Origin of the sequence: Asticcacaulis sp. (assembly GCF_051954415.1) — a bacterium.
Lineage (GTDB): Bacteria > Pseudomonadota > Alphaproteobacteria > Caulobacterales > Caulobacteraceae > Asticcacaulis.
Genome location: NZ_JBQCHT010000040.1, coordinates 35,465 through 58,732, shown reverse-complemented (window position 1 = coordinate 58,732; position 23,268 = coordinate 35,465). Strand labels below are relative to the sequence as shown.

Sequence of the window (23,268 nt, the reverse complement as noted above, 5' to 3'; positions counted from 1 at the left end):
TTCGAGCCAAAGAATATTATGTTTGTCAGCAAGACTCTAAACCATATCTCAGCCTTTTTAAACGGCGCCGATGTCGCAGCCCCGATCGGCGGCGGCGCCGAGCAGGATCACCTGCGACTGCGCACCCTGATCATGCTGCGCTGGCTGGCGATTCTCGGCCAGAGCGCCATGATCCTGCTGATCGCCTATGGTTTCAATTACCCGCTTCGCCTGTGGTCCTGCCTCAGCATCATCATGGGCAGCGCCTGGCTGAATATCATCCTCAGCCTCGGCCGGCGCAATTCGCGTGTCGCCGGCTGGGAAGCGACCCTGCAACTGAGCTTCGATGCCGTCCAGCTTGGCCTGCTGCTGGGCGTCACCGGCGGGCTGAACAACCCCTTCTGCCTGCTGCTGATCGCCCCGCCGACCGTGGCCGCCGCCAACCTGCCGACGCGCCACGGCCTGGTAGTGGTGGCGGTGTCGATGGCCGCGGCCATCGCTTTGGCTTTCTGGTCGCTCGACCTGCCGTGGAAGGCCGGGGAGGCATTCGTATTGCCGCAAATGTACCGGCTTGGCTTCCTGGCGGCCATACTGGTCGGGATCGCCTTCACCGCCGGCTATGCCTGGCAGGCGGCGCTGGAAGCAACCCGCATGGCCCAGGCGCTCGCCGCCACCCAGGCCGTGCTGGAAAAGGAGACCCGGCTGTCGGCCCTGGGTGGCCTGGCGGCCGCGGCGGCGCACGAACTGGGCACGCCGCTGGGCACCATCCAGGTGGTGGCGCGCGAAATGCTGCATGGCCTCAAGCCGGAAAATCCGCTCTATGAAGACGCCGAACTGCTGGTATCGCAGAGCCAACGTTGCCGCGATATCCTGAAGGCGCTTTCCGCCCGGCCGGAAACGCGTGATGCGGTCTATGACCAGGTGCCGCTGAAAACCTTCCTGAGCACGGCCGCCGAACCCTATCAAAGCGCGCGGGTAGCCATCCATATCGACGTGGAAGCGCGAGGCATCGGCGATGCCGATGGCGGCATCCTGATCCTGCGCCGGCCGGAATGGCTACACGCCTTTTCCGCCTTTATCGAAAACGCCGTCGATTTCGCGCGTTCGGAGGTGCGGATCAGCGCCGAGGTGACGCGCGGCTATGTGGCGCTGACCATTTCGGATGACGGGCCGGGATTTGCGCCGGACATATTGTCGCGGCTGGGCGAGCCTTATATTTCCTCGCGTTATGACGCCGACGAGGGGGTGAAAGCCGGCAAAAAGCTTGGTGCGCAAAGCCATTCCGGTATGGGGCTGGGCTTTTTTATCGCCAAGACCCTGCTGGAACACACCGGCGCCAATGTGACCTTTGGTAACCGCGAGATCGGCGGCGCCTATGTGCGGGCCTTGTGGCAGCGAGATCAAATCGATATCCTGTCGCCTGATGTATAAAGGGTTATGCTCATGGACGCCGATCCGCACGAAGTTCTGAAAACCGCGATTGCCGGCCTGGCCGACAAGACCTTGCTGCTGATGGATGACGATGCGCCGTTCCGCAATCGTCTGGCGCGGGCGCTGGAGATGCGCGGCTTCACTGTGGCGGTGGCCGAAGGCGTGCATCAGGCCATGGAAATGATCGACGCCAATCCGCCGGCCTTCGCCGTGATGGACATGCGACTGGAAGACGGCAACGGCCTTCAGGCGGTCGAGGCCCTGCACCGGAAGCGGCCGGAAGCGCGGGCCATCATGCTGACGGGCTACGGCAATATCGCCACGGCGGTGGCGGCGGTCAAATCGGGCGCCATCGATTACCTGTCGAAGCCGGCCGATGCCGATGATGTGGTCAAGGCCCTGTTAGCGGTGGAGGATCATGCCCCGCCGCCGCCGGAAAACCCGATGTCGGCCGATCGCGTGCGCTGGGAACATATTCAGCGCGTCTATGCCCTGTGCGGCCAGAATGTTTCCGAAACCGCCCGCCGGCTGAATATGCACCGCCGGACCCTGCAACGGATTCTCGCCAAGCGTGCCCCGAAATAATTACCGGTGGTGCGTGCCGCTCTCATAAGGATGGGCGGCGGAAGGCAGGATCAGGTTGTGCGTGATCTGGCTGACCGACGAGATGATGATCTGCACCGACAGGGCGCACAGGATCAGGCCGAGCACCCGAACCACAACCACCATGCCGACCCGGCCGAAAATGCGTGAGATCGAATTGGCGAACAGCAGGGTCAGAAGCACGGCAAAAGCGGTGGTGCAGATCGCCGCCACGCCGGTGGCCAGGCCCAGAATGCCCAGTTTCTGCGCTTCGCCGGCCTGGATGACGACGGTCGAGATTGTGCCGGGGCCGACCATCAGCGGAAAGGCGAAGGGCACGACCAGCTTTTCAAAGGCGTTCTTTGCTTTTTCACGATGGCCGAGCGGCTGGACGCCGGAAGCGGGGTCACCGCCATGCGCCACCTCATCGGCGCGGGTAAAGGTCTCGATGAAGTCGCCGCGCGCCATTTCCAGTCCCATCAGGAACAGCAGCAGCCCGCCGGCAATGCGGAAGGCGTCCATCGAAATGCCGAAGAATTTCAATATGCTGAGGCCAGCGAAGAAGAAGACCGTCAAGATCAGGGCGGTGAAGATCGAGATATAGAGGCTGATCAGGCGGCGCGAGGCCGGGCTCTGGCTCTGGGTGGCGGCGGCAAAGATGGGCACATTGCCGATCGGGTCGATCAGGGCGAAAAGCGTGATGAAAAAGTTGACGTAGAACGAGATCAGAGTCATTTGGCTGCCCACCGATGAATTTGCTTACCACACAGCAATTCGCCCTTTCCCGCAAGCCTGTTGAGATTGTAACCATGCTGAAAGCTGATCCCCGCCTGATCGTTGCCCTCGATGAACCCGATCTGGCCTCGGCCCGCGCATTGGTGACCAGGCTTGGTGAGACCGTCAGTTATTACAAGATCGGCCTGACGCTGCTGGCGCAGGGCGGGCTTACGCTGTGCGAGGAACTGGCGGCGCAGGGCAAGTCGGTTTTCCAGGACTGGAAGCTGCACGATATCGGCGCGCAGGTGGAAGGGGCGGCGAAAGCCGCTTCCTCCGGCGCCTGTGACCTGCTGACCGTCCATGCCGAACCGCAGGTGATGAAGGCGGCGATCAAGGGCCGCTCTAATCCGAACACCAAGATCATAGGCGTCACGGTTATGACTTCGCTGACGCAAGGCGACCTTGATGAGATGGGGTATGGTGTGCCGCTGGCTGATCTGGTGCTGCGTCGTGTTGATCAGGCGGTGGACTGCGGGATGGATGGCGTGGTGGCCTCGCCGCATGAGGCGGCGCTGATCCGTGCGCGTGTGCCAGCCGATTTCCTGATTGTGACGCCGGGTGTGCGTCCGGTGGGGGCTTCGGTCGATGACCAGCAGCGCATTGCCACGCCGGAAGATGCCTTCCGCAATGGCGCCTCGCATGTGGTGGTCGGCCGCCCGATTACGCGCGTTGCCGATCCGGTGGCGGCCACACAGGCGATCCTTGAGGCGATTCGAGTTTGACGGACTCGTTTTTGGCATTTCGTCAACTGTGATTTGACGTTCCAGGCTTGTTCTCCTATATGTGGAGTCTGGTATTATTCAGTCAGGTCACAGGAGGTGAAAGATGGCTGTAAAATCTAACGCCTTTGGCAGCACAACTCTGACCGCTGACGATGCGAAGAAGTTCAAGAATCAGATTACCTATGGCAAGCCAAAGGACGCTGCCAGAGAAAGCTTGAGTCGTGGCTCAAGCATGGCTAGTGATTTTCGTGCATCGCGCCAGTTGTTGATCAAGATCAAAAAATAACGACGCCCCGTGGACGAAGACGAATTTATTCTTCGCCCTATTGAAGACGGCGATTCCTTTACATCCTTCAGAACGGGAGACGCAGATTTTGCGCCTCTTAAGATGTTCGCCAGAACAAAGGCCAAGCCTTATGAAAAGGCAAACTTGGCGCGGACTTATGTTGTGTGCGATCAGACGAATAATCGCGTAGCTGCATATATTACGCTGGTTTGCAGCGAGGTCCGTTCGGCCGAAACACTTGCGGATATCGACGGTCATTTGTTTCCATATGAGCAATATCCGGCGGTGAAGATTGCTCGTTTGATGGTAGATGAACGTTATCGTGGCAATGGTTTGGCAGTTTCAAAGAAACTCGGCAGTGTCCTGATCGATTTCGCTTTAGGCATTGCCAAGAACGAAATAGCCGAGTGGGTAGGCTGCCGCTTCATTATTGTAGACGCGAAGGCAAAATCAGTCGCTTTTTATGAAAAGGTGGGCTTTACCTTGTTGGATACGCCTGACAATAAAGCGCGTGCTGAAAAGGTCATGTTTGTCGATCTGAGCAAGCTCTAAAAGTCCACCGCAATCCCCTTGCGTTCCCAGTCGCCATAGCGCGTGGGTTCCGGGCCGGTCGGGCCGCCTTCTTCGATCGCCTTGGCAATCTCGGCCTCTTCCTTGGCGCGGCGTTCGGCAGCTTCGGCCAGGGCGCGCTTGGCGACGGGCGACAGGATCCTGCGCACCTCAAGGGCGCTCAGATCGGCAGGCTTTTCAACTTCGGATGACATTTTCGTAACCGTCTTGCGGGCAATGGCGCCGATTTCCATATCTAGGCCCTAAAGGATTGTTTCTCAAGGAGCCTTATTCAAATGAACCCGTTAAAGACCTGGCTGCTTCTGGCTGGCCTGACCGCGCTGTTTGGCGTGATCGGTTTTGCACTGGCGGGGCCGACGGGCATGTTGATCGCGCTCGGCCTGGCCGTGGCGATGAACGTCTTCAGCTATTATAATTCCGACAAGATGGTGCTGCGCATGTATGGCGCTCAACGGATCGACGCCAATGCGCCCAATGCTTTGCTGCGTGATTACTATGCCGATATCGAGCAACTGAGCCGTCGCGCCGGCCTGCCGATGCCGGCGGTCTATATCATGGATTCGGACCAGCCGAACGCCTTCGCCACCGGCCGTGATCCGCAACACGCGGCGGTTGCCGCCACCACCGGCCTGCTGCGGATGCTGGAGCGCGAGGAAATCCGCGGCGTCATGGCCCACGAACTGGCGCACGTCAAAAACCGCGACACCCTGACCATGACGATCACAGCGACCCTTGCTGGCGCTATCTCGTCACTGGCCAATTTCGCCATGTTCTTCGGCGGTTCGCGTGACGATGAGGACGGCCATAGCAATATTGTCGTCGTGATCCTGATGGCCATTCTGGCGCCGATCGCCGCCATGCTGGTCCAGATGGCGATTTCGCGCACCCGTGAATATGCCGCCGACCGCATGGGCGGTGAAATCTCCGGCGATCCGGAAAGCCTGGCCCGCGCGCTGAAAAAGATCGAGGCCTACGCCAAGGGCGGTGTGGTCAATCATGAGGCCGAACGCCATCCGGCTTCGGCGCACCTGTTCATCATCAATCCCTTGAGCGGGCGCGGCATGGACAATCTGTTCTCCACCCACCCGGCGACGGAAAACCGCGTCAATGCCCTGATCCAGCTTGGTATGGATATGAAGCGCCGCGGCACGTCTTTCGGCCAGACCAGCGTACCGACCGTACAGTAAAACGAGCTGCGAAGGCATTAAAGACCTCCAAAAGTGGTATTGCGGCAATTAAGGATTGCTGCAATAGTCTGAGTAATAACAAACGCCATGAACCACATGGCAAACTCAGGGAGGTATCAATGAAGCGTGTTTTAACCACGGCCCTTGCGTCTGTGCTTCTTGCCGGTCCGGTCATGGCGCAAACCGCCGCGCCGGCCATCACGGAAGATTTCAAGCGGTCATCCGTCAATCAGCCGGGTCAGGACTATCCGCAGGTCAATTCGCAGGGCTATGTCCGTTTTCGCGTCACCGCTCCTGATGCGCAGGCTGTCAAGGTCAGCCTGGGTCTGGGCGGCCGCGGCGGCACCACACTGACCAAGGGTGCCGACGGCGCCTGGACCGGCACCACTGAGGCCCGATGGATGAGGGCTTCCACTATTACCATCTTACCGTCGATGGCGGCACCTTCAACGATCCGGGCACGCTCAATTTCTACGGCTCGACCCGCTGGGAAAGCGGCATCGAGGTGCCGGCGCATGACGCCGATTTCTATGCACTGAAAGACGTGCCGCACGGCAATGTGCAGCAGATTCTGTTCCCCTCGCCCAGCACCGGCACCCAGCGTCGCGCCTTCGTCTATACGCCGCCCGGCTATGACGCCAGCCAGGCGGAGCGCTATCCCGTGCTCTATCTCCCGCATGGCTGGGGCGAGGATGAAACCGCCTGGGCCAATCAGGGCCATGCCAACCTGATAATGGATAACCTGATCGCCGAAGGGAAGGCCAAACCCTTTATCATCGTCATGACCTACGGCATGACCAATGAGGTCAAGCCCGGCGGCCTGTTCAGCTTCGATATCAAGCCGTTCCAGACGGTGCTGGTCGATGAACTGATCCCTTATGTCGACAGCCATTTCCGCACCCTGTCCGACCAGCCGCACCGCGCCATGGCCGGGCTGTCCATGGGCGGTTTCGAGACCAAGCTGATCACCTTCGCCAATATCGATAAGTTCGCCTATATCGGCCTCTTAAGCGGCGGCACCATCTCGGTCGATGACGTCAGCAAGACGCCGGGCTTCAAGGACAAGGTCAAGCTGGCCTTTGTCAGCTTCGGCAGCCGCGAACTGGAGGGCCCGCGCATGGGGCCGCCGGGCGCGCCGCCGCAAGACCCGCGCAAGAATGCCGAAGAACTGAAGGCGTCTGGCGTCAACAGCGTCTTCTATGTGTCACCCAATACGGCGCACGAGTTCCTCTCATGGCGGCGCAGCCTGCATGAACTGGCGCCACTGCTGTTCCGGGATTGAGAAGCGTTTTGATGGGAAGAGGCGGCTCGTAAGGGCCGCCTTTTTTATGAGGCGGGCCGAGTGATTTCGCTGACGGCCACCTGGTGGAATATGTTGTTTTCTCGAACCGCCGGCGCGGAAATCAGCGGCCATCGGCGGTAGCAGCCAGCGGAGTTAAACTTTTTCCTACGCTCAAAGATGAGCATTGCCATTTTAACTCTACTGACATTAGCTTCTAACGCTTCGAGGTGAAGCTATTATTATCTATGTAGGCACCATTTTCGCCAAGGTTCTTGGATAAGTGAACAAAGTCTTTTATCCATGGAAACACCTTACTGATATTGCCTTCGTTGACTGGCAAATCTGTCAATGCCACGTGAATCTTTCCAATCTTTACGCCCGATCCTAGAATTTGTTCTGCGTCAGCCGGATACACCCTAACAACGGAATCCGGATCTAGCGAGTTTTTGAACGTGACCATTTGAGGAATTTCATCTTCCGGAACGTCCCAACTGAAGTCAGAAGTTAGGTCATGTCTGTTAAGGATTGAATTTGCGTAACCGCGCGGATCAGCTCTATATTCGTCTGTGACATAAGTTAAAATTAAATGTTGACCGTTTTTCAGGTGAACATAGGCAGCATCACCTTCTATATAACAGCCACCTACATCAAGCCCGCCGTAAGTCGGATTAGCTGCCCTGCATCCAACCTTTTGAACACTTGAGCCAGTAAGTATGGTTCCATTGTCATTGACCTCAATGGTAACAAGTAACCGCCTCATGTATGAAGGGCTGCAACCATAAAGGCCTAGTGTGATGGTCAGTAGGCATGCACCGACCAAAAGCTTTTTGATGCCAAATTGTGCTTTAGCAGAATGTCGCAAGAATAAACCTGTGTTGGAGTCGTGTGATAATAGTCAAGATTAACCTGACAAAATGTGAAGGTGGTAACCTACTGGGGATATTTCTCTAAATCTGCATCTCATCCTAAACCTCTCAAAACTTGACCCATCTCCTCGCGGGGCCTATAGGACGCGCCGTCTCCCAGCATCTTAAAGAAAGCGCCCTTATGGCCCCGAATAAGCCGCCGGCCCGTTCCGGCAATGGCAAGCCCACCTTCCAGCGCAAGCTCGTCAAGCGTCCGCCGTCGAAAGGCATGGCCGCCAAGATCGCCGCCAAGTCGGCCCCGATCAAGCATCCAGACCCGGTCATCAATACCGCCGATGATGGCGATATCGGAATGAATGCCCGCATCGCCGCCATGGGCCTGATCGATGCGGCCCTGACCAAGCGTTCCGGTTTCGACGAGGCCGTGACCCGCAGCGAATTCCTGGCCCTGAGCGATGGCGAGCGCGCCTTTGCCCGCGCCATGGCCCTGCTGGTGCTGCGCCGTCTCGGCCAGCTCGATCACATTATCGAAAAGCGCACCCAGAAGACGCCTTCGGCCGCCGTCTGCGACCTGCTGCGCATTGGCCTGGTACAGATCGGCTTTATGAATGTGCCCGATTTCGCCGCCGTTTCCACCACCGTCAAGCTGGCCGAGCGCGCCTCCCATACCCGTCCGTTCAAGGGCCTGATCAATGCCATCCTGCGCGGCGTCATCCGTGAGGGCGGCCTGCCGGCGCCGATCGCCTCACGCTTGGCGCCCGACTGGCTCTATGCCCGCTGGAAGGGTGCCTATGGCGAGGATAACGCCAACGGCATCGCCTATATGCTGACCGAGGAGTCGGCGACCGATCTGACCTTCCGCTCACAGGCCGATCTCGACGCGCATAAGGACGCGCTGGAAGGCACCGATCTCGGCGGGCTGACCCTGCGTTCTGCCTTGCGCGGCGATGTCCGCGAGTGGTCGGGCTATGCGGATGGCGTCTGGTGGGTACAGGATGCCGCCGCCGCCGCCGTGGTCAATGTGCTGGGAGATATCAAGGATAAGACGGCCATCGATCTCTGTGCGGCCCCCGGCGGCAAGACCATGCAACTGGCGGCGCGCGGCGCCACCGTCACGGCGCTCGATCGCTCGAAGAACCGCCTGAAGCGTGTCGAGGAAAATCTCGAACGCACCAGGCTTTCCGCCGATATCCAGATGGCCGATGCGGAAAGCTATGAAGACGACCGTGAATTCGATGTCGTCCTGCTCGATGCGCCGTGCTCGGCTACCGGCACCTTCCGCCGCCAGCCGGACGTTTTGTGGGCCACGCGCCCGGCCGATATCGCCAAGTTGGCCGATGTCCAGCATCGCTTGCTCGATTCCGCGGCGAAGCGGGTCAAGGCCGGTGGTGATCTCGTCTATTCGACCTGCTCACTTGAACGTGAAGAGGGTGAAACCCAGGTTCTGGCCTTCCTGCGCCGCCATAAGGATTTCAGCCTGGTCAAGCTTTTGCCCGAAAATGCTGCTGATATGGGTATACCGGCCGAATCGGTCCGTCCGGAGGGCTGGGTGCGCTTGCTGCCGCATCAGCGCCCCGGCGGCCAGGATGGCTTTTTCATAGCAAAGTTAACACGTAAGGCCGGTTGACCTGCTATAGGCAATCCCCTTAAGCAAGACCATCAAATCCGCGAGTACCCGATCATGACGACCCCGCTCATTTGCCCCTCCATCCTGGCCTCCGATTTTTCCAAGCTGGGCGAGGAAGTCCGCGCCATCACCGAGGCGGGCGCCGACTGGGTGCATATCGATGTCATGGATGGCCATTTCGTGCCGAACATCACCATCGGGCCGGACGTTGTGAAGGCCCTGCGCCCGCATTCGACCCTGCCGTTCGATTGCCACCTGATGATCTCGCCGGTTGATAGCTTCCTTGAAGCCTTCCGCAATGCCGGGGCCGACTATATCAGCCTGCATCCGGAAGCCGGTCCGCACCTGCACCGCTCGCTGAAATATATCCGCCAGTTGGGCGCCAAGGCGGGCGTGGTGCTCAATCCGGCCACACCGGTCGAGATCCTCGACTGGGTGATAGACGATATCGACCTGGTGCTGGTGATGAGCGTCAATCCGGGCTTCGGCGGCCAGAGCTTTATCGACAGCCAGCTTCGCAAGATTGAAGTCATCCGCAAGAAGCTGGATGCCGTCGGCCACCCGGCCATCCTGCAGGTCGACGGCGGCGTGAATGCTGGGAACGCCCACAAGTGCGTGGAAGCCGGCGCGACCGCCATGGTGGCCGGCACCGCTGTCTTCAAGGGCGGGCCATCCGCCTATGCCGCCAATATCAAGCATCTCAAGGGACTTTAAGCGCCCATGAAGGCCTACGAGTCGACGCCCCTGGCCGATGTGCTGACCGCCGCCACGCCGTGGCAAAAGGTGGTAGGCGCGTGGCTGCGCAAGCAGGCGGGGGCCGAACTCTTCGGGATGCCGGGTTATCGCCTGACGCTGAAAGGCCGGGTGCCGGATGGCTTCCTGGCGACGCCGCACGATGGCCGGCCCGCCAATGCCCTGCTCGGCAAGGCCATTCTTTCCGGCCGCTTCACGCTTGCCAATGCGCGCATGAGCGTGCAGGGCTCCGGCGATCCGTGGAACCGCGCCTCGCCGACCCGCGCCTTCGCCATCGAGCTGCACCGTTTTTCGTGGCTGCCGCATCTGATGACCCAGGGCGACGATGGTGCCAAGGAGGCCGTGCGGCTGTTCCTGCTGTGGCAGAAGACCTTCCGCAACTGGACGCCCTTTACCTGGGGCGAGGAAGTGCTGGCGCGCCGGCTGATCAACCTGTCGATCTTTGCTCGCCGCCTCTCCGCCGTGGCCCAGCCTTGGGAAGCGCACACCCTGGCGGAATCCATCGCCGAACAGGGCCGGCACCTGCTTCGCCTGCATAATAATGCCGCTTATCAGGCCAGCCGCGCCGTGGCGTTGGTGGCGATCGGCTGCGTGCTGTCGGGGAATGTGGGTGACAGCTTCCGCCGCAAGGGGCTGAAGCGCCTGCCGAAAGCCCTGCGCCGCTGTACGCAGAGCGACGGTTCGCACATGTCGCGCAGCCCGGAACAGGGGCTGGAGCTGCTTTATGACCTGCTGTTGCTGGTCGATGCCTTGAGTCAGCGCAGCCAGGCCGTGCCGGACTATGTGGAAGAGCATATCGAGCGCCTGTCGCGTTTCGTGCGCACGCTCAGCCATCCCGATGGCAGCCTGGTCTCCTTCCAGGGGGCGGAATCGCTGCTCGAAGATCAGATCCTGCCGGCCCTGCTGCATACGGATTCGAAAGCGGGGACTCTGCCGAATGTGCTGGAACAGGCGCGGTATCACTGTCTGCTCGGCCGATCTTTAAGCGTCTATGTCGATGCCGGCGAGGCGAAGGCCGGGGATTTCGGTTTTGCCGCCTGCGATTACCCGATGGCCTTCGAGGTTTCGGGCGGGCGCGACAAGCTGATCGTCTCGCCCGGCTGGTCGCCCATGCAATCGGATAGCCAGGCATTTCGCGTGGTCGGCGCCGCCAATACCCTGACCCTGGGTGATGAACTGATCCTGAAGCCGGCGGCCGACCGGTTCGGCGAACTGCTGCATTTCACGCTCCAGGGCCTGCGATACAAGGTGCGCAGCCGGAGGGTGGAGGCCGAGGAGTCCGGTACGCTTCTGGAACTGGAGCACGAGGGCTGGCGGCCGCGTTTCGGCCTGAAGCATGAGCGCCGGCTCTATGTCGATGCCCAGCGCGATGAACTGCGCGGCGAAGAACGCCTGACGCCGATGGCGACCGGCAAGAAGTTGCAGAACATGCCGGCTTCGGTGCCCTATGCGGTGCGCTTCCTGCTGCATCCGGAGGTCCAGGCCTCGCTGGCGCGCGACCGGAAGAGCATCCTTTTGCGCGGACCCGGCGGTCGCGGCTGGTGGCTGCGTCATGATGCAGCCGAGGTGGCGCTTGGTGAGGGCACGGTGTTTGAAAAGGGCGCGCCGCGCAAGACGACCCTGATCGTGCTGAATGGCACGGCGCGGCTCGATACGCCGACGCGCCTGCGCTGGAAGTTGTCACCGGCGGAATCCTGATACTGGTCAGGTCTTTACCGGATGGCCAGGTTCTCCTGACTGAATCCTTATATCGAAATTCGGATACTCCTGCGCAAATCTGCGCTTTTTGAGCGCATAATCAAAGGAGTATGCACATGACCCGTATCCTGAAGACCGCTACCGCCGCTGTCGTGAGCCTGGGCCTGATCGCCGGTTCCGCCGCTATCCCCAATGTCGCCGATGCTTATCCGACCTATCGCTGCAAGTATGAGCAAAAGCGCGCCGGCAATAAAGGCGCCGTGATCGGCGCCATCGCCGGCGGCCTGCTGGGCAGCCAGATTTCCAAGAATGAACGGGGCCTCGGCGCCGTGGGTGGCGCGGTGGTTGGCGGATATACCGGCAGCAAGATCGCCAAGAACAATGCCAAGCGCAAGTGCATTGACGAGGTGGCCTACCGCACGCGCACGCTTTATGAGACTGACAAGTACGGTCATCGCCACAAGGTGGTTTACCGCTATATCCGTGAATAATTTTTTCGCGGCTGATATTTGAAAAGGCCCTGCCGGATGCGGCGGGGCCTTTTTCTGTAAGGCTGACAGGGCTGTCCAAGCCCTTCAAAAATAAATGCTTTCCTGAATGAAAATGAACGAGCGGATCAAATCCCGTTCAGGTTCGGGGGCTTATAACTGTCCTCATGAACGGCACATCGGCCCAGATAACCTGGAAAGTCCGAAAGCCAAAGACACGAAGGACTAAAGTTATGAGCAAGATCTTTAAAAACGGCATGAAAACTTTTGGGACCGCCGTTGTCACCTCCGGCCTGATCATCGGTTCCACCGCCGCCGTCATGGCCCCGGCCACGGCTTCGGCCCGCACCACCTATCAGTGCGAGGTCACCAAGGAAAACAGCGCCAAGACCGGCGCGGTCCTGGGTGTCGTCGCCGGCGGTTTGCTGGGCAGCCAGGTTGCCAAGAATGAAAAGGGTATCGGTGCGGTTGCCGGTGCGGTTCTGGGCGGCTTCCTGGGTAACAAGCTGGGCCGCGACCAGGGCAAGGACACCTGCAACAAGGCCGAGGCCGCCATGGAGCGCCAGCGCTGGGAAGACCGTCACTACGGTTACCGCAGCGAGCCGGTCCGCTACAACAGCTACAAGCATTACCGCAATGATGATCGCTACGGGTCTCGCTACTAAACGCTCCCATAAGTCGCTTGAGACTTGCGATCATCAGCGAAGCCTCCGCCATGCTCACCCATGGTGGAGGTTTTGTCGTGTTTTGGCGCCACGCTCAATCCACGGCGGAGGTTTTGTTATATCCGGTCGTATCCCGTTACGGCTTGTTATCGGCACGGCCTAGTCAAATGTGACAGGTTCGTGTAAACGGCGCGCATTATTCAGCTCAAACGCCGCATGGCTCCTCGCACCCGCTCGGGCGGGCCTTGCCCTTGCCGGAACGCTCATACGTTCCGGAGTAACTTTATATACGGATAGCCCATGCCCGCCGCTCCTGATTTTCCGCCCGCCGCCGATCTGGTGACACCGAAACGCGCCCTGATCTCGCTGTCCGACAAGACCGGACTGATCGAGGCCGCACAGGCGCTGGTTGCCGCCGGCGTCGAACTGCTGTCGACCGGCGGCACCAAGGCCGCCCTGCAAAAGGCCAATATCGCCGTCAGGGACGTGGCGGATATCACCGGCTTCCCGGAAATGATGGATGGCCGCGTCAAGACCCTGCACCCGAAGGTCCACGGTGCCCTGCTGGCCTATCGTGACGCCCCCGAACACGCTCAGGCGCTGAAGGACCACGATATCCAGCCGATTGATATTGTGTGGATCGACCTCTATCCGTTCGAGAAGACCGTCGCCGCCGGCGGTACGTTTGAAGCCGCCATCGAGAATGTCGATATCGGCGGCCCGGCCATGATCCGTTCCTCGGCCAAGAACCATCCCTATGTCAGCGTCTGTGTTGACAAGGCCGGCATGGATGAAGTCCTGGCCGCCATCGCCGGGACCGGCACCACCTCCCTGGCCCTGCGCAAGTCGCTGGCGGCGCGCGCCTTTGCCCGCACGGCGGCCTATGACAGCGCCGTCTCGACCTGGTTCGCCGCGCAACTGGGGGACGATTATCCGGAGCGCAAGACGATTGGGGCTGAGCGCCTGCAAACCATGCGCTACGGCGAAAACCCGCACCAGTCCGCCGCCTTCTACAAGACTGGCGAGGACCGCCCAGGCGTTGCCACCGCCAGGCAGTTGCAAGGCAAGGAACTGAGCTACAACAATGTGGCCGATACCGACGCCGCCATCGAGCTGGTGGCCGAGTTCGACAAGCCCGCCTGCGTCATCGTCAAGCACGCCAATCCGTGCGGCGTGGCCACCGGCGATGACCTGATCTCCGCGTACAGGCGCGCCCTGGAATGCGATCCTGTGTCGGCCTTTGGCGGCATCGTGGCACTGAACCGCAAGCTGGACAAGGCGACCGCCGAAAAGATCGTCGAGATCTTCACCGAGGTTGTTGTTGCGCCGGAAGTCGATGACGATGCCGTCGCCGTCTTCGCCGCCAAGAAGAATCTGCGCCTGCTGGTTACCGGCACCCTGCCGGACCCGCTGGCTGGCGGTCAGGTGTTCCGTTCGGTGGCCGGCGGTATGCTTGTCCAGAGCCGCGACACGGCCCGCATCACGGCGGCGGACCTCAAGGTCGTCACCAAGCGCCAGCCGACGCCGACCGAGATCGAGGACATGCTTTTCGCCTTCACCGTGGCCAAGCACGTCAAGTCGAACGCCATCGTTTACGCCAAGGATGGCCGCACCGCCGGTATTGGCGCCGGTCAAATGAACCGCCGCGATTCCGCCCGCATCGCCCGTCTGCGCGCCCAGGAAGCTGCTGAGGGGCTTGGCCTGACGGATAGCCTGGCCACCGGTTCGGCCTGCGCTTCGGAAGCCTTCTTCCCGTTCCCCGATGGTTTGCTGGAAGCCGCCGCTGCCGGCGCCACGGCGATCATCCAGCCGGGGGGCTCCATCGGCGACCAGGCGGTGATCGACGCTGCCGACGCCGCTGGATTAGCGATGGTATTCACCGGCGTCCGCGTCTTCAGACATTAATCGGGATCTTTTCGCCGCCGAGTGCGTTGGCGTCGCTAGGCTGTATAAACATACAGCCGTCGCTAGCCGCCTGCTCGGACGACAAAAATCTCTCCGATTAAACGACTGAGCCAAGAAAAGCCCCGGATGTCGACATCCGGGGCTTTTCGATCTTATACCTCCCCAATTTATTGGGGAGGGGACCGCAAGCGAAGCGCTGCGGTGGTGGGGATTCTTACTTACCTTACGCCGGCACCTTGATTTCGCCGGTGAAGTGGCCGTTGAAGACGATATCCGACAGCGGTTGGCGCGTCGAAGGCGCTTCACGGGTTTGCAGGAAATCGGGTAGGCTCGACGCATCGCCCTGATACCCAATGGCGACCGCGGCCTCCAGCTTGAGATTTTCCGGGAACTGGAGCACGACCGGCACCTTGTCATATTCGATCCCGGCCATGCCGTGGGCCACCAGGCCCAGGCTGTGCGCCTGCAAGGACAGTGACATGAAGGCCGAGCCGGCGTCAAAGCTATTGGTGAGGTTCTGGCGCTGGCCATCGAACGAGGTGACGGAAGCGATGAAGATCAGCGCGCCGGCATCCTTGGCCCAGCCTTCATTGAACGGCACGAGGAGGGAGAGCAGGGTGTCGAATTCCGGCGTGCCGCGCAGGCCGTAGAAGAAGCGCCACGGCTGGAGATTGGAGGCCGACGGCGCCCAGCGCGCGGCTTCCAGAACGGTCAGAACCTGTTCTTCGGTCAGGGGCTGCTGCGTGAAGGCGCGCGGCGACCAGCGTTCAAGGAATTGTGTGTCGATCGGGTATTCGGAGGTGCGCAGGGCGGTCATGGTGGCTCTCACTCTATGAAAATAACTGGGAAATAACTGGCTTTTGCTGGCGATTTCTGATTCACCTCATCAGGCGGCAGATTATCTATAAGTAACTATATGAGTTGCAGTTACAGTATTTCAAGGGGTAAAGTGATTGCTCGATACGCTTCAGCACAGATTTTCGCTTCTCGACCCCTTTATCACCGCCTACGGACCGCCTGATAAAATGCCGCGCCCGGCTGTCCTGCTGTTCCATGCCTGTAACGGCGTGCGCAGTCATATCCACGCCTATGCGAAACAGGTGGCCGGGCTCGGCTTCCGGGCCTATGTCGTCGATTCCTTCACGCCGCGCGGCTGGGATGAAAACGCGGCCATGAGCCTGGTCTGTACTGGCCTGGCCCTGCATGGCTATGAGCGATCCGGTGATGTGCTGGCGGCGGTCTGGGGCCTGGGGCAGCGGCCGGAAGTCGATGCCGGCAATATCATCCTGGCCGGCTGGAGCCACGGCGGCTGGTCCATCATGGACCTGATGACCGAGAAGCTCACGCGCAGCGGCGAGGCGCGCCTGATGGACCCGACGCCGGAGCCGATGACCGGTGTCAAGGGCGTGTTCCTCGTCTACCCCTACGTCAATTTCCCGGCGCGCTCCAATATGCATAGCTGGCAATATGCGCCGAAAACCCTGGCCGTACTGGCACGGCAGGACTTCCTGACCAGTCACAGCCACGGCGACCATATCTTCAATCACCTGAAGGCCGAGGGCCTGCCGGTCCAGCGTCTCGATCTCGACTGCACACACTGCTTCGACGAGGACAGCGCCCTTCATTTCGGGCCGCTGATGGCCTATGACCGCAAGAGCCATGAAAAAACCATGGCGGCATTCGAGGGTTTCGTGAGGGAGATATTCCAGGGGGCCTGATCTGGAATGGGGGAATAGATGGATACTATGGCGAAGCGCTATGCGTTGCTGGAACCCGACATAACCGTCTACGGGCCGCAGGATAACGTTGTCCGGTCGGCGGTGGTGCTGTTCCACGGTTGCGGCGGGATGCGGCCGCATGTGCATCTCTATGCGCAAGCCGTGGCGCTGACGGGTGTGCGAGCCTATGTCGTCGATAGTTTCAAGCCGCGGGGCTGGGACCGCAATTTTGCCGTGTCGCTGATCTGCACCGGGGCGGTATTACAGGGGTATGAACGTGCCGGTGACGTGCTGTCAGTGCTGTACGGCCTGCAGCAGAGCGGCCGGGTCGATATGGACAAGGTGATCTTAAGCGGATTCAGCCATGGCGGCTGGTCGATCATGGACCTGATGACCTCGTCGCTCGACAAGGCGGGCAATGTGAAGATTGCTGATCCCAATCCGGCGCTGGTTGATCGGCTGCGTGGGCTTTACCTCGTCTATCCCTATATCAATTTTCCGGCACGTTCGAACTCGTCGAAATGGCGGCATACGCCAAAAACCTTTGTCGTTCTGGCCAGTAAGGATCACCTGACGCCAATCAGGCATTCGCAGAAGGTTTTCGGCAGGCTGAAAGCCCAGGGTGTGGATGTCACCACGCTTGAACTTGATGCCAGCCACGCCTTCGATGAGGAAGACAACAAGGGCCTGATCATGCAGTACGATCCGGCGGTCATGCAGACATCTTTGGAGGGGCTGCTGAGTTTCGTGGCGGAGCGGTTTGATATCACTTAATCATATGGGTTTGGGGCCTGTGGCCCCAAGTCCTTTCCTTCCAATAAAAAAGGCCTCGCCTTAAGGGCGGGGCCTTTTTACTGGATAGAATAAGATGTGGGGTCACGGACCCCACGCCCCTTAGTTTAAGCGGCGTCCTTCACGCGTATCATCCCCAGGAAGGCATCGACCTCCTCGGACATCGCCTTGACCTGTTCGCCCAGGCTATCCGCGCCCTGCAGCACCATCGCCGAGTTTTCCGTGGTGATCTGCGAAGCGCGCGACACCTGGAGCAGGTCGGCATTGATCGTGTCCGCACCGCTGGCCACCTGCGCCACATTGTTGGCGATGTCGGCTGTGGCCGCCGTCTGCTGTGTGACACCGGCGGCGATAGAGGTGGTGACGCCGTTGATGCGCTCAATCGTATGGCTGATCGAGCGGATAGCATCCACGGTCTCTTCGGTGACCACCTGCATGGACGAGATGTGTTCGCGGATTTCATTGGTGGCGCGCGAGGTCTGGGCCGACAGGTTCTTCACCTCGCCGGCGACCACGGCAAAGCCGGCGCCGGCCGCCCCGGCGCGCGCCGCTTCGATGGTGGCATTGAGCGCCAGAAGATTGGTCTGGGCGGCGATATCCTGGATCAGGGCGACCACCTCGCCGATCTTGGCGGCGGCCTGGGAGAGGTTATCGACGGTCTGCGTCGTCTTGTGCGCCTGTTCGGTCGCCGCCTGGGTCATCAGGGTCGTTTCCTCGACCTGGCGGCTGATCTCGTTGATCGAGGCCGACAGCTCCTCGGTGGCCGAGGCGACCGTCTGCATATTGCTGGAGGATTGCGATGTGGCGCTGGCCATGGAGGCCGAGCGCTGGTCGGCGTCCCGCGCCGCCTGATCCAGGCTGTTGGCGGCCATGTTCAGATCGGTCGAGGTCTGGCCGACACGCGCGGCAACGGCCTTGATCTGGCGCTCGAAGGCTTCGGCGCTTTTCAGCACCTGCAGGGCGTTCTCATTGTCACGTTCCAGCTTGGCGCGTGCCGCTTCCTGTTCGATTTCCAGACGTTTGACCGCGGCAATATTGTCCTTGAAGGCGGAAACGGCATGGGCAATTTCACCCACCTCGTCGCGGCGCTGTTCGTAGGGCACGCTTATCACCTCCTGGCCGCTGACCAGCTTGTGCAACAGATTGCTCAGGGTCTTCAGTGGCGCCGAGATATGACGGACGACGAGGAAATTGATCGTGCCGCCGATCAACAGGGCCAGCAGGCCGATGGTGGTGCCCATCGCCAACACCTGGCCGGACAGCCTGTCGAATTCGTCATCAGCCGCCACGGCTTGCTTGCGCGCCTGCGAGGCCAGTTTGGACAGGGGCGCCACCATTTCGGTACAGGCGTCGTCCACCTCGCCGTCCAGGGCGCGGATTTCCGGCGTCATTTCGGTATTGGCGTCCAGCGCCGGCAGCATTTTCTGTTCAAACACGCCGACATAGGCCAGGTATTTAGTTTTCGCGTCATCCAGGAGGGCAATATCGGCCGGATCAGTCAACTGGCCGCGCAGATCGGCAAACAGGCGTTCGGTCTTAGCCTTGGCGGGCTGCCAGTCGGTGCGCGTCTGGTCCAGTTCGTGATTGATTTCGCTATCGGCGATGATCTGGTAAAGCGCCGCCCCCTGGCTGGCCAGGGTTTCAGAAGCCGAGGCAATGCGCACCAGCCCCATGCCGTTATCCTGAAGCTTGCGCAGGTGCTCCAGGCTGCCCCAGGCGCCGATAACGAACGCTCCCATGGCAACGACGAAAACGAGAGACGCGGCAAACAGCTTGTGGCCGATGGACAGCTTCATGAGGCACCTGAATCAATAACGCGATTTGATTCAGGGGTAACGCGGTTATGGTTAAGGAATTGCTAGCCGTTTTCCGCGCTGAAAATGATTATTTCACCCGCGGCCGTGACGGTGATTAACCGGTTACCGGACCAGACCGGCGATGCTTCGAAGGCGCCCAGGGTTTTCACGTTTTCGACGCCCGGCGCTGGCGGAAAGCCTTGCGGGAATAATATCTCCGAACGCAGCTTGCCGGCAGCATCGATCAACCCAAGCGTATCCGCTTTCGCGTTATCAGTCCGGTAATGCCAGAGGATTTTGCCGGTATGTTTGTCGAAAGCATACAAATCGCCGGTCATGGTACCGGCAAAGGCGTAATCACCCGCGATTACGGGCGAGGTATAGGTCCAGACCTTTGTATCCGTGCGGTACTTTTCCTTGCCGGTCTTTTTATCGAGCGCCACGAAGACAGTGGTATCGGAGGTCGGGAAATAGAGGGTGTCGGCATCGACCGCGGCGGTGGCCAGCACCCAGCTTTTTTCGGCGTCCCACGTCCAGCGCAGCTTGCCATGGGCCGCATCGAAAGCGCGCATATAGCCATCGCGTGAGCCAATATAGACGGTGTCGCCGTCAATCGTCGCCGCGGCACTGAAACCTTGCAATATACCGGTCTTTGCGTCCTTGCCGCCCTGGAAGTCCCACAGTTTCGCGCCGGTTTGGGCGTCGAGCGCATAAAATTTCGTGCCCCATGTGCCAATGAACAGGCGGCCCTCGCTCAGGGCCGGCGCGGCATGGAGACTGTCATCGGCCTCGAATGCCCACAGTTTCGCGCCAGTTGCGGCATCGAGCGCATAGACATGATGATCGCTGCTGCCGAAATAAACCCGGCCGTCCTGCACCAGCGGCGAGGACAGCCAGAAATCCCACGGATCGGGCGTAATGCCTTCGGCTTTCGGCATTCCATAACCGCCAGGCACGCCGAAGCGCGCTTCGCCGCCGGTCTTGAAGCGCCACAGGGCCTTGCCGGAGGTGGCATCTAGCGCCGTCAGGCAGCCGTCGCGGCTCAAGGCATAAAGCCGGCCATCGGCGACGGCGGGCGTCGCGCCGATCCCGCCCTCGGCATGATAGAGCCAGACCTGCTTGTGTGTCGTCAGGTCGAAGGCGTAGAGGTTGCCGTTTTCGGCGGCGATGTAGAGGAGATTGCCAACAACGACCGGCGAGGCGCTGATTTCGGCGGGGATGCGGTGGCGCCAGACCGGTTTCAGATGGGCAATATCCGTCGCGGCGGCCGATGCCAGGCCGGAATGCCGGGCGTCACCCATGAACATCGGCCAATCCTGAGCGAACACGGGCGTAGCAAAAATGGCGGCGATCAGCGCGCCGGCAAGCCGCAGATATTTCATGAAGTCCCTCCCGTTTGGCTAAGCTGTAGCGTCGGGAGGGTTGAGCGTCAACTTACGCGGTAACGGCGAATTGGCCGTTCTTGCGGAAGCGCCACAGATAGGTCGGCACGATCGATTCGACCGCCGTGGCGGCAATGCCGAGGTCTTTCAACCCCTTCGCGTTCTTGGCGACGACATTGTCATTGGCCAGCAGCAGCACCTGGTCAGTGGTCAGGATCGGCGCAGGGAGGACCGGCACAAGGCCCTTGAGCCCCGCCTGGACATCGCCCACAAGGCCGATCAGGCGGGCGACGGCCACCGGCATCCATACCAGCGGACGCGGGCTCTGCACCTCGGCGCCGACATATTTGATCAGATCCTTGAAGGCGAAGACTTCCGGGCCGCCCAGCTCATAGGTCTTGCCATAGGCGTCCGTATTGCCGAGCGTGCGGGCCACGGCCTCGGCGACATCGCCGACATAAACCGGCTGGAACTTGTTGTTGGCGCCGCCGATCGCCGGCATGAGCGGGAACAGCTTGATCTGGCCGGCCAGCGAGGTGAAGAAACCGTCCTGCGGGCCGAAGATGATGGAAGGACGCAGAATAACGGCCAAGGGGAGGGCCTTTTTCACAGCCAGTTCGGCCTTGCCCTTGGTCGAGGCATATTTCGAGGCGGCGTCCGGATTGGCGCCGATGGCCGAGACCTGGACGAAGTTCTGGATGCCCTTCGCCTTGCAGATATCGGCCATCCAGGTCGATGCCTGGCGATGGAGGGCGTCGAAGCTGATACCAGCGGTCTGGTACAGGATACCGACCAGATTGACGCAGGCTGAAGCGTTTTCCAGGGCGTTTTCGATATCCTTTTCGCGGCGCACATCGCAACGCACCACCTGGATCTGACCGACATCGCCGAGCGGCTTCAGGTCATAGGCAAAGGTCGGCTTGCGCACGGCCACGCGCACCCGCCAGCCCTGTTTCGCCAGGGCGCGCACCACCTGCTTGCCGAGAAAGCCCGAACCACCGAAAACCGTGACCATATTTGTCATGATCTTATCCTCAAAATACTGATCAGCCGGCGGGAGACTCGTCTGGGGCACCCGCTTTGCCCCCTCGATAACGCAAGGCTTTTGCTGAGGCAATGTCTTTGCGGAAATATTGCGCGCTGTGGCATTGCGCATGTTTGTGAACGCTGTTCAAATATTGTATTGAACACTGTTCAAGTTGTGGTAAGTTGACGTCGGCAGAGCTTTTCGCCTGCCGTAATGGACACAGTCCAAGGAAACCCTCAATGTCCACGCCATCCACACCGCAATACGTGTCTCCGCCGCGACAGATCATCAGCCGCAGCAAGGGCACAAAGCTTCTGATCGTCTGTATCCTCGCCGTCCTGATGTCCGTCCCGGCGGGCTGTGTTTTCCTGCTGCTGCTCGACCGCACCCACCGCGCCGAAGAGGTGACACGCGAGATTGGCGGCCTGATGGGCGGCCCGCAAACCTTTCTGGGGCCGGTGATCGCCGTGCCTTACACCACCCCGCCAAAAACCGAGATCGACAGCCAGGGCAACAAGACCACAACGCCTTCCCAGACCGGCCAGTTGATCGTCTTTCCGGTGACGGGCAATGCGGTGGCCACCAGCAAGAGCGAGGTGCGCTCGCGGTCACTGTTCCGCGTGCCGGTCTATGCCACCGACCTGCATTTCACCGCGCGTTTCGACCTGTCGCAGGTGACGGCGCCGGCCAATGCCACGCTTGACTGGAGCCGGGCGCAACTGATTGCCGGCGCCTCGGATTCGCGCGGCGCCCGCAAGGATATCGTGGCGTTGATCGACGGCCAGCCGGTGACGCTCGCCCCGGCCCCGGAAGGGGCGCAGAATATCAATACCGATGGCGGCAACGGCCAGCTTGACCTGTTTTCCAGCCCGATGGCTTTGCTTGACATGACGAAACCGCATGATGTGACCCTCGATATGAGCTTTACCGGCGCACAGAAACTGGGCGTTCTGGCCTATGCCAAATCATCCGAGGTGACGCTGTCTGGTGACTGGAATTCGCCCTCCTTCGGCGGCGGGTTTCTGCCGGCCACGCGCGCCTTCCATCACGATCAGCAAACCCCGTTGATGAAAGGCGAGGAGGATCTGAAAGCGGGCTTCAAAGCCACCTGGTCGGTGCCCTTCATTGCCCGCGGCCTGCCGGCGGTGATCAATCTCGACAGCCTGTCCTCTCTGGGTAAATCGGAACTGTCAGTCTCCTTTGTCGAGCAGACCAACCCATACAAGAATGTCGGCCGGTCGCTGAAATATGCCCTGCTCTTCGTGGGGCTGGTGTTCCTGACCTATTTCGTTTTCGAGAGCACCTCGAAACGCGAACTGCACCCGGCGCAATATATCCTGATCGGTCTGGCGCAGATCACCTTCTACCTGCTGCTTCTGTCATTGGCCGAGCGGATTGGTTTCGACCTGGCCTTTCTCGCTGCGGCCGGGGCCACGGTCGGCCTGATCTCGGTCTATGCTGGCATGGTGTTCAAAAGCCGACTGCGTGGCCTGGCGGCGCTGGTAGTCTTTTCCCTGCTGTACGGCATGATCTATACGCTCATGCGCATGGAAGACTATGCGCTGCTGATCGGCGCCGTGGCAGCCTTCGTGGTCATCGCCACCGTTATGGTGCTGACGCGGAACATCAACTGGTATGGCCGTGAGCCTGAGGTCACCTAACGCGCGACCTCAGAAAAAATGGCTTTGACGAAGAGGCGCGGGCGGTTAGAACCCGCGCCTCTTTTGTTCGCGTT

24 protein-coding genes are annotated in these 23,268 nt (G+C 60.4%); 17 read left to right on the top strand and 7 right to left on the bottom strand.

Features of this window, described 5'->3' with window-relative positions:
• Positions 1–18 precede the first annotated feature (18 nt).
• Together ACTHND_RS15360 and ACTHND_RS15355 are read left to right on the top strand one after the other, a co-directional pair.
• Positions 19–1,410 (top strand): ActS/PrrB/RegB family redox-sensitive histidine kinase, encoded by a 1,392-nt coding sequence (locus ACTHND_RS15360; RefSeq protein ID WP_303827423.1) that lies wholly within the window; start codon positions 19–21, stop codon positions 1,408–1,410.
• A gap of 12 nt (positions 1,411–1,422) precedes the next feature.
• Positions 1,423–1,995 carry an ActR/PrrA/RegA family redox response regulator transcription factor gene (locus ACTHND_RS15355; RefSeq protein WP_440178833.1) on the top strand — a complete coding sequence of 191 codons (573 nt, stop codon included), beginning with the start codon at positions 1,423–1,425 and terminating at the stop codon, positions 1,993–1,995.
• Here ACTHND_RS15355 and ACTHND_RS15350 read toward each other — a convergent pair whose 3' ends face one another.
• Positions 1,996–2,727: a MarC family protein gene (locus ACTHND_RS15350; RefSeq protein ID WP_440178832.1), complete on the bottom strand. Its 732-nt coding sequence runs from the start codon at positions 2,725–2,727 to the stop codon at positions 1,996–1,998.
• 77 nt (positions 2,728–2,804) lie between these two features.
• Here ACTHND_RS15350 and pyrF point away from each other — a divergent pair, with 77 nt between their 5' ends.
• The 3 genes from pyrF (at position 2,805) to ACTHND_RS15335 (ending at position 4,329) form a co-directional block, all read left to right on the top strand.
• Positions 2,805–3,491, top strand: a complete 687-nt coding sequence (gene pyrF / locus ACTHND_RS15345) for an orotidine-5'-phosphate decarboxylase (protein WP_440178935.1) — start codon at positions 2,805–2,807, stop codon at positions 3,489–3,491.
• 103 nt (positions 3,492–3,594) lie between these two features.
• A complete protein-coding gene (locus tag ACTHND_RS15340) occupies positions 3,595–3,777 on the top strand; it encodes a hypothetical protein (protein WP_440178831.1) in 183 nt (60 codons plus the stop codon).
• A 9-nt stretch (positions 3,778–3,786) separates the two neighbouring features.
• Entirely contained in the window at positions 3,787–4,329 is a 543-nt protein-coding gene (locus ACTHND_RS15335; protein WP_440178830.1) for a GNAT family N-acetyltransferase, read from the top strand.
• Here ACTHND_RS15335 and ACTHND_RS15330 read toward each other — a convergent pair.
• The gene (locus ACTHND_RS15330) at positions 4,326–4,541 is read right to left on the bottom strand and encodes a DUF1674 domain-containing protein (RefSeq protein ID WP_440178934.1); all 216 of its coding nucleotides are present in this window, start codon (positions 4,539–4,541) and stop codon (positions 4,326–4,328) included. The two genes, ACTHND_RS15335 and ACTHND_RS15330, sit on opposite strands and share 4 nt — an antisense overlap.
• An 81-nt stretch (positions 4,542–4,622) precedes the next feature.
• Between ACTHND_RS15330 and htpX the strand changes: the two genes are divergently transcribed.
• The 3 genes from htpX to ACTHND_RS15315 all read left to right on the top strand — a co-directional run bounded on the left by htpX (position 4,623) and on the right by ACTHND_RS15315 (position 6,816).
• Positions 4,623–5,534, top strand: coding sequence for a zinc metalloprotease HtpX (htpX, locus tag ACTHND_RS15325; RefSeq protein ID WP_440178829.1), 912 nt, complete (start codon positions 4,623–4,625; stop codon positions 5,532–5,534).
• A gap of 119 nt (positions 5,535–5,653) precedes the next feature.
• On the top strand, positions 5,654–6,073 hold the full coding sequence (locus ACTHND_RS15320) for a hypothetical protein (RefSeq protein ID WP_440178828.1): 420 nt from the start codon (positions 5,654–5,656) through the stop codon (positions 6,071–6,073).
• Positions 6,040–6,816 carry an alpha/beta hydrolase gene (locus tag ACTHND_RS15315; protein ID WP_440178933.1) on the top strand — a complete coding sequence of 259 codons (777 nt, stop codon included), beginning with the start codon at positions 6,040–6,042 and terminating at the stop codon, positions 6,814–6,816. Before ACTHND_RS15320 ends, ACTHND_RS15315 begins: the two co-directional genes overlap by 34 nt.
• Positions 6,817–7,030: 214 nt before the next feature.
• Here the strand turns inward: ACTHND_RS15315 and ACTHND_RS15310 are convergent, their stop codons facing one another.
• Complete coding sequence (locus ACTHND_RS15310; RefSeq protein WP_440178827.1) at positions 7,031–7,678, bottom strand: hypothetical protein; 648 nt, start codon at positions 7,676–7,678, stop codon at positions 7,031–7,033.
• 185 nt (positions 7,679–7,863) lie between these two features.
• Between ACTHND_RS15310 and ACTHND_RS15305 the strand changes: the two genes are divergently transcribed.
• The 6 genes from ACTHND_RS15305 to purH all read left to right on the top strand — a co-directional run bounded on the left by ACTHND_RS15305 (position 7,864) and on the right by purH (position 14,818).
• The gene (locus tag ACTHND_RS15305; protein WP_440178825.1) at positions 7,864–9,309 is read left to right on the top strand and encodes an RsmB/NOP family class I SAM-dependent RNA methyltransferase; all 1,446 of its coding nucleotides are present in this window, start codon (positions 7,864–7,866) and stop codon (positions 9,307–9,309) included.
• Positions 9,310–9,363: 54 nt separating this feature from the next.
• Positions 9,364–10,023: a ribulose-phosphate 3-epimerase gene (gene rpe, locus ACTHND_RS15300; protein ID WP_440178824.1), complete on the top strand. Its 660-nt coding sequence runs from the start codon at positions 9,364–9,366 to the stop codon at positions 10,021–10,023.
• Positions 10,024–10,029: 6 nt separating this feature from the next.
• On the top strand, positions 10,030–11,760 hold the full coding sequence (locus tag ACTHND_RS15295) for a heparinase II/III family protein (protein ID WP_440178823.1): 1,731 nt from the start codon (positions 10,030–10,032) through the stop codon (positions 11,758–11,760).
• A gap of 116 nt (positions 11,761–11,876) precedes the next feature.
• Entirely contained in the window at positions 11,877–12,251 is a 375-nt protein-coding gene (locus tag ACTHND_RS15290; protein WP_440178822.1) for a glycine zipper 2TM domain-containing protein, read from the top strand.
• 254 nt (positions 12,252–12,505) lie between these two features.
• Positions 12,506–12,913 (top strand): glycine zipper domain-containing protein, encoded by a 408-nt coding sequence (locus ACTHND_RS15285; RefSeq protein ID WP_440178821.1) that lies wholly within the window; start codon positions 12,506–12,508, stop codon positions 12,911–12,913.
• 300 nt (positions 12,914–13,213) lie between these two features.
• Positions 13,214–14,818: a bifunctional phosphoribosylaminoimidazolecarboxamide formyltransferase/IMP cyclohydrolase gene (gene purH, locus ACTHND_RS15280; RefSeq protein ID WP_440178820.1), complete on the top strand. Its 1,605-nt coding sequence runs from the start codon at positions 13,214–13,216 to the stop codon at positions 14,816–14,818.
• Positions 14,819–15,041: 223 nt separating this feature from the next.
• Here purH and ACTHND_RS15275 read toward each other — a convergent pair whose 3' ends face one another.
• Positions 15,042–15,635, bottom strand: coding sequence for a nitroreductase family protein (locus ACTHND_RS15275; protein WP_440178819.1), 594 nt, complete (start codon positions 15,633–15,635; stop codon positions 15,042–15,044).
• Between the two features lie 136 nt (positions 15,636–15,771).
• On the opposite strand from ACTHND_RS15275, the gene ACTHND_RS15270 reads away from it, so the two are divergent.
• Together ACTHND_RS15270 and ACTHND_RS15265 are read left to right on the top strand one after the other, a co-directional pair.
• Positions 15,772–16,536 carry a dienelactone hydrolase family protein gene (locus ACTHND_RS15270; protein ID WP_440178818.1) on the top strand — a complete coding sequence of 255 codons (765 nt, stop codon included), beginning with the start codon at positions 15,772–15,774 and terminating at the stop codon, positions 16,534–16,536.
• Between the two features lie 18 nt (positions 16,537–16,554).
• On the top strand, positions 16,555–17,310 hold the full coding sequence (locus ACTHND_RS15265; RefSeq protein WP_440178817.1) for a dienelactone hydrolase family protein: 756 nt from the start codon (positions 16,555–16,557) through the stop codon (positions 17,308–17,310).
• Positions 17,311–17,435: 125 nt separating this feature from the next.
• Here the strand turns inward: ACTHND_RS15265 and ACTHND_RS15260 are convergent, their stop codons facing one another.
• From ACTHND_RS15260 to ACTHND_RS15250, 3 genes are all read right to left on the bottom strand, one after another.
• A complete protein-coding gene (locus tag ACTHND_RS15260; protein ID WP_440178816.1) occupies positions 17,436–19,124 on the bottom strand; it encodes a methyl-accepting chemotaxis protein in 1,689 nt (562 codons plus the stop codon).
• A gap of 62 nt (positions 19,125–19,186) precedes the next feature.
• Positions 19,187–20,506: an outer membrane protein assembly factor BamB family protein gene (locus ACTHND_RS15255; protein ID WP_440178815.1), complete on the bottom strand. Its 1,320-nt coding sequence runs from the start codon at positions 20,504–20,506 to the stop codon at positions 19,187–19,189.
• Positions 20,507–20,558: 52 nt separating this feature from the next.
• On the bottom strand, positions 20,559–21,530 hold the full coding sequence (locus ACTHND_RS15250) for a complex I NDUFA9 subunit family protein (protein WP_440178814.1): 972 nt from the start codon (positions 21,528–21,530) through the stop codon (positions 20,559–20,561).
• A gap of 242 nt (positions 21,531–21,772) precedes the next feature.
• Here ACTHND_RS15250 and creD point away from each other — a divergent pair, with 242 nt between their 5' ends.
• Positions 21,773–23,194, top strand: a complete 1,422-nt coding sequence (creD, locus tag ACTHND_RS15245; protein WP_440178813.1) for a cell envelope integrity protein CreD — start codon at positions 21,773–21,775, stop codon at positions 23,192–23,194.
• The last annotated feature ends 74 nt before the right edge of the window (positions 23,195–23,268 follow it).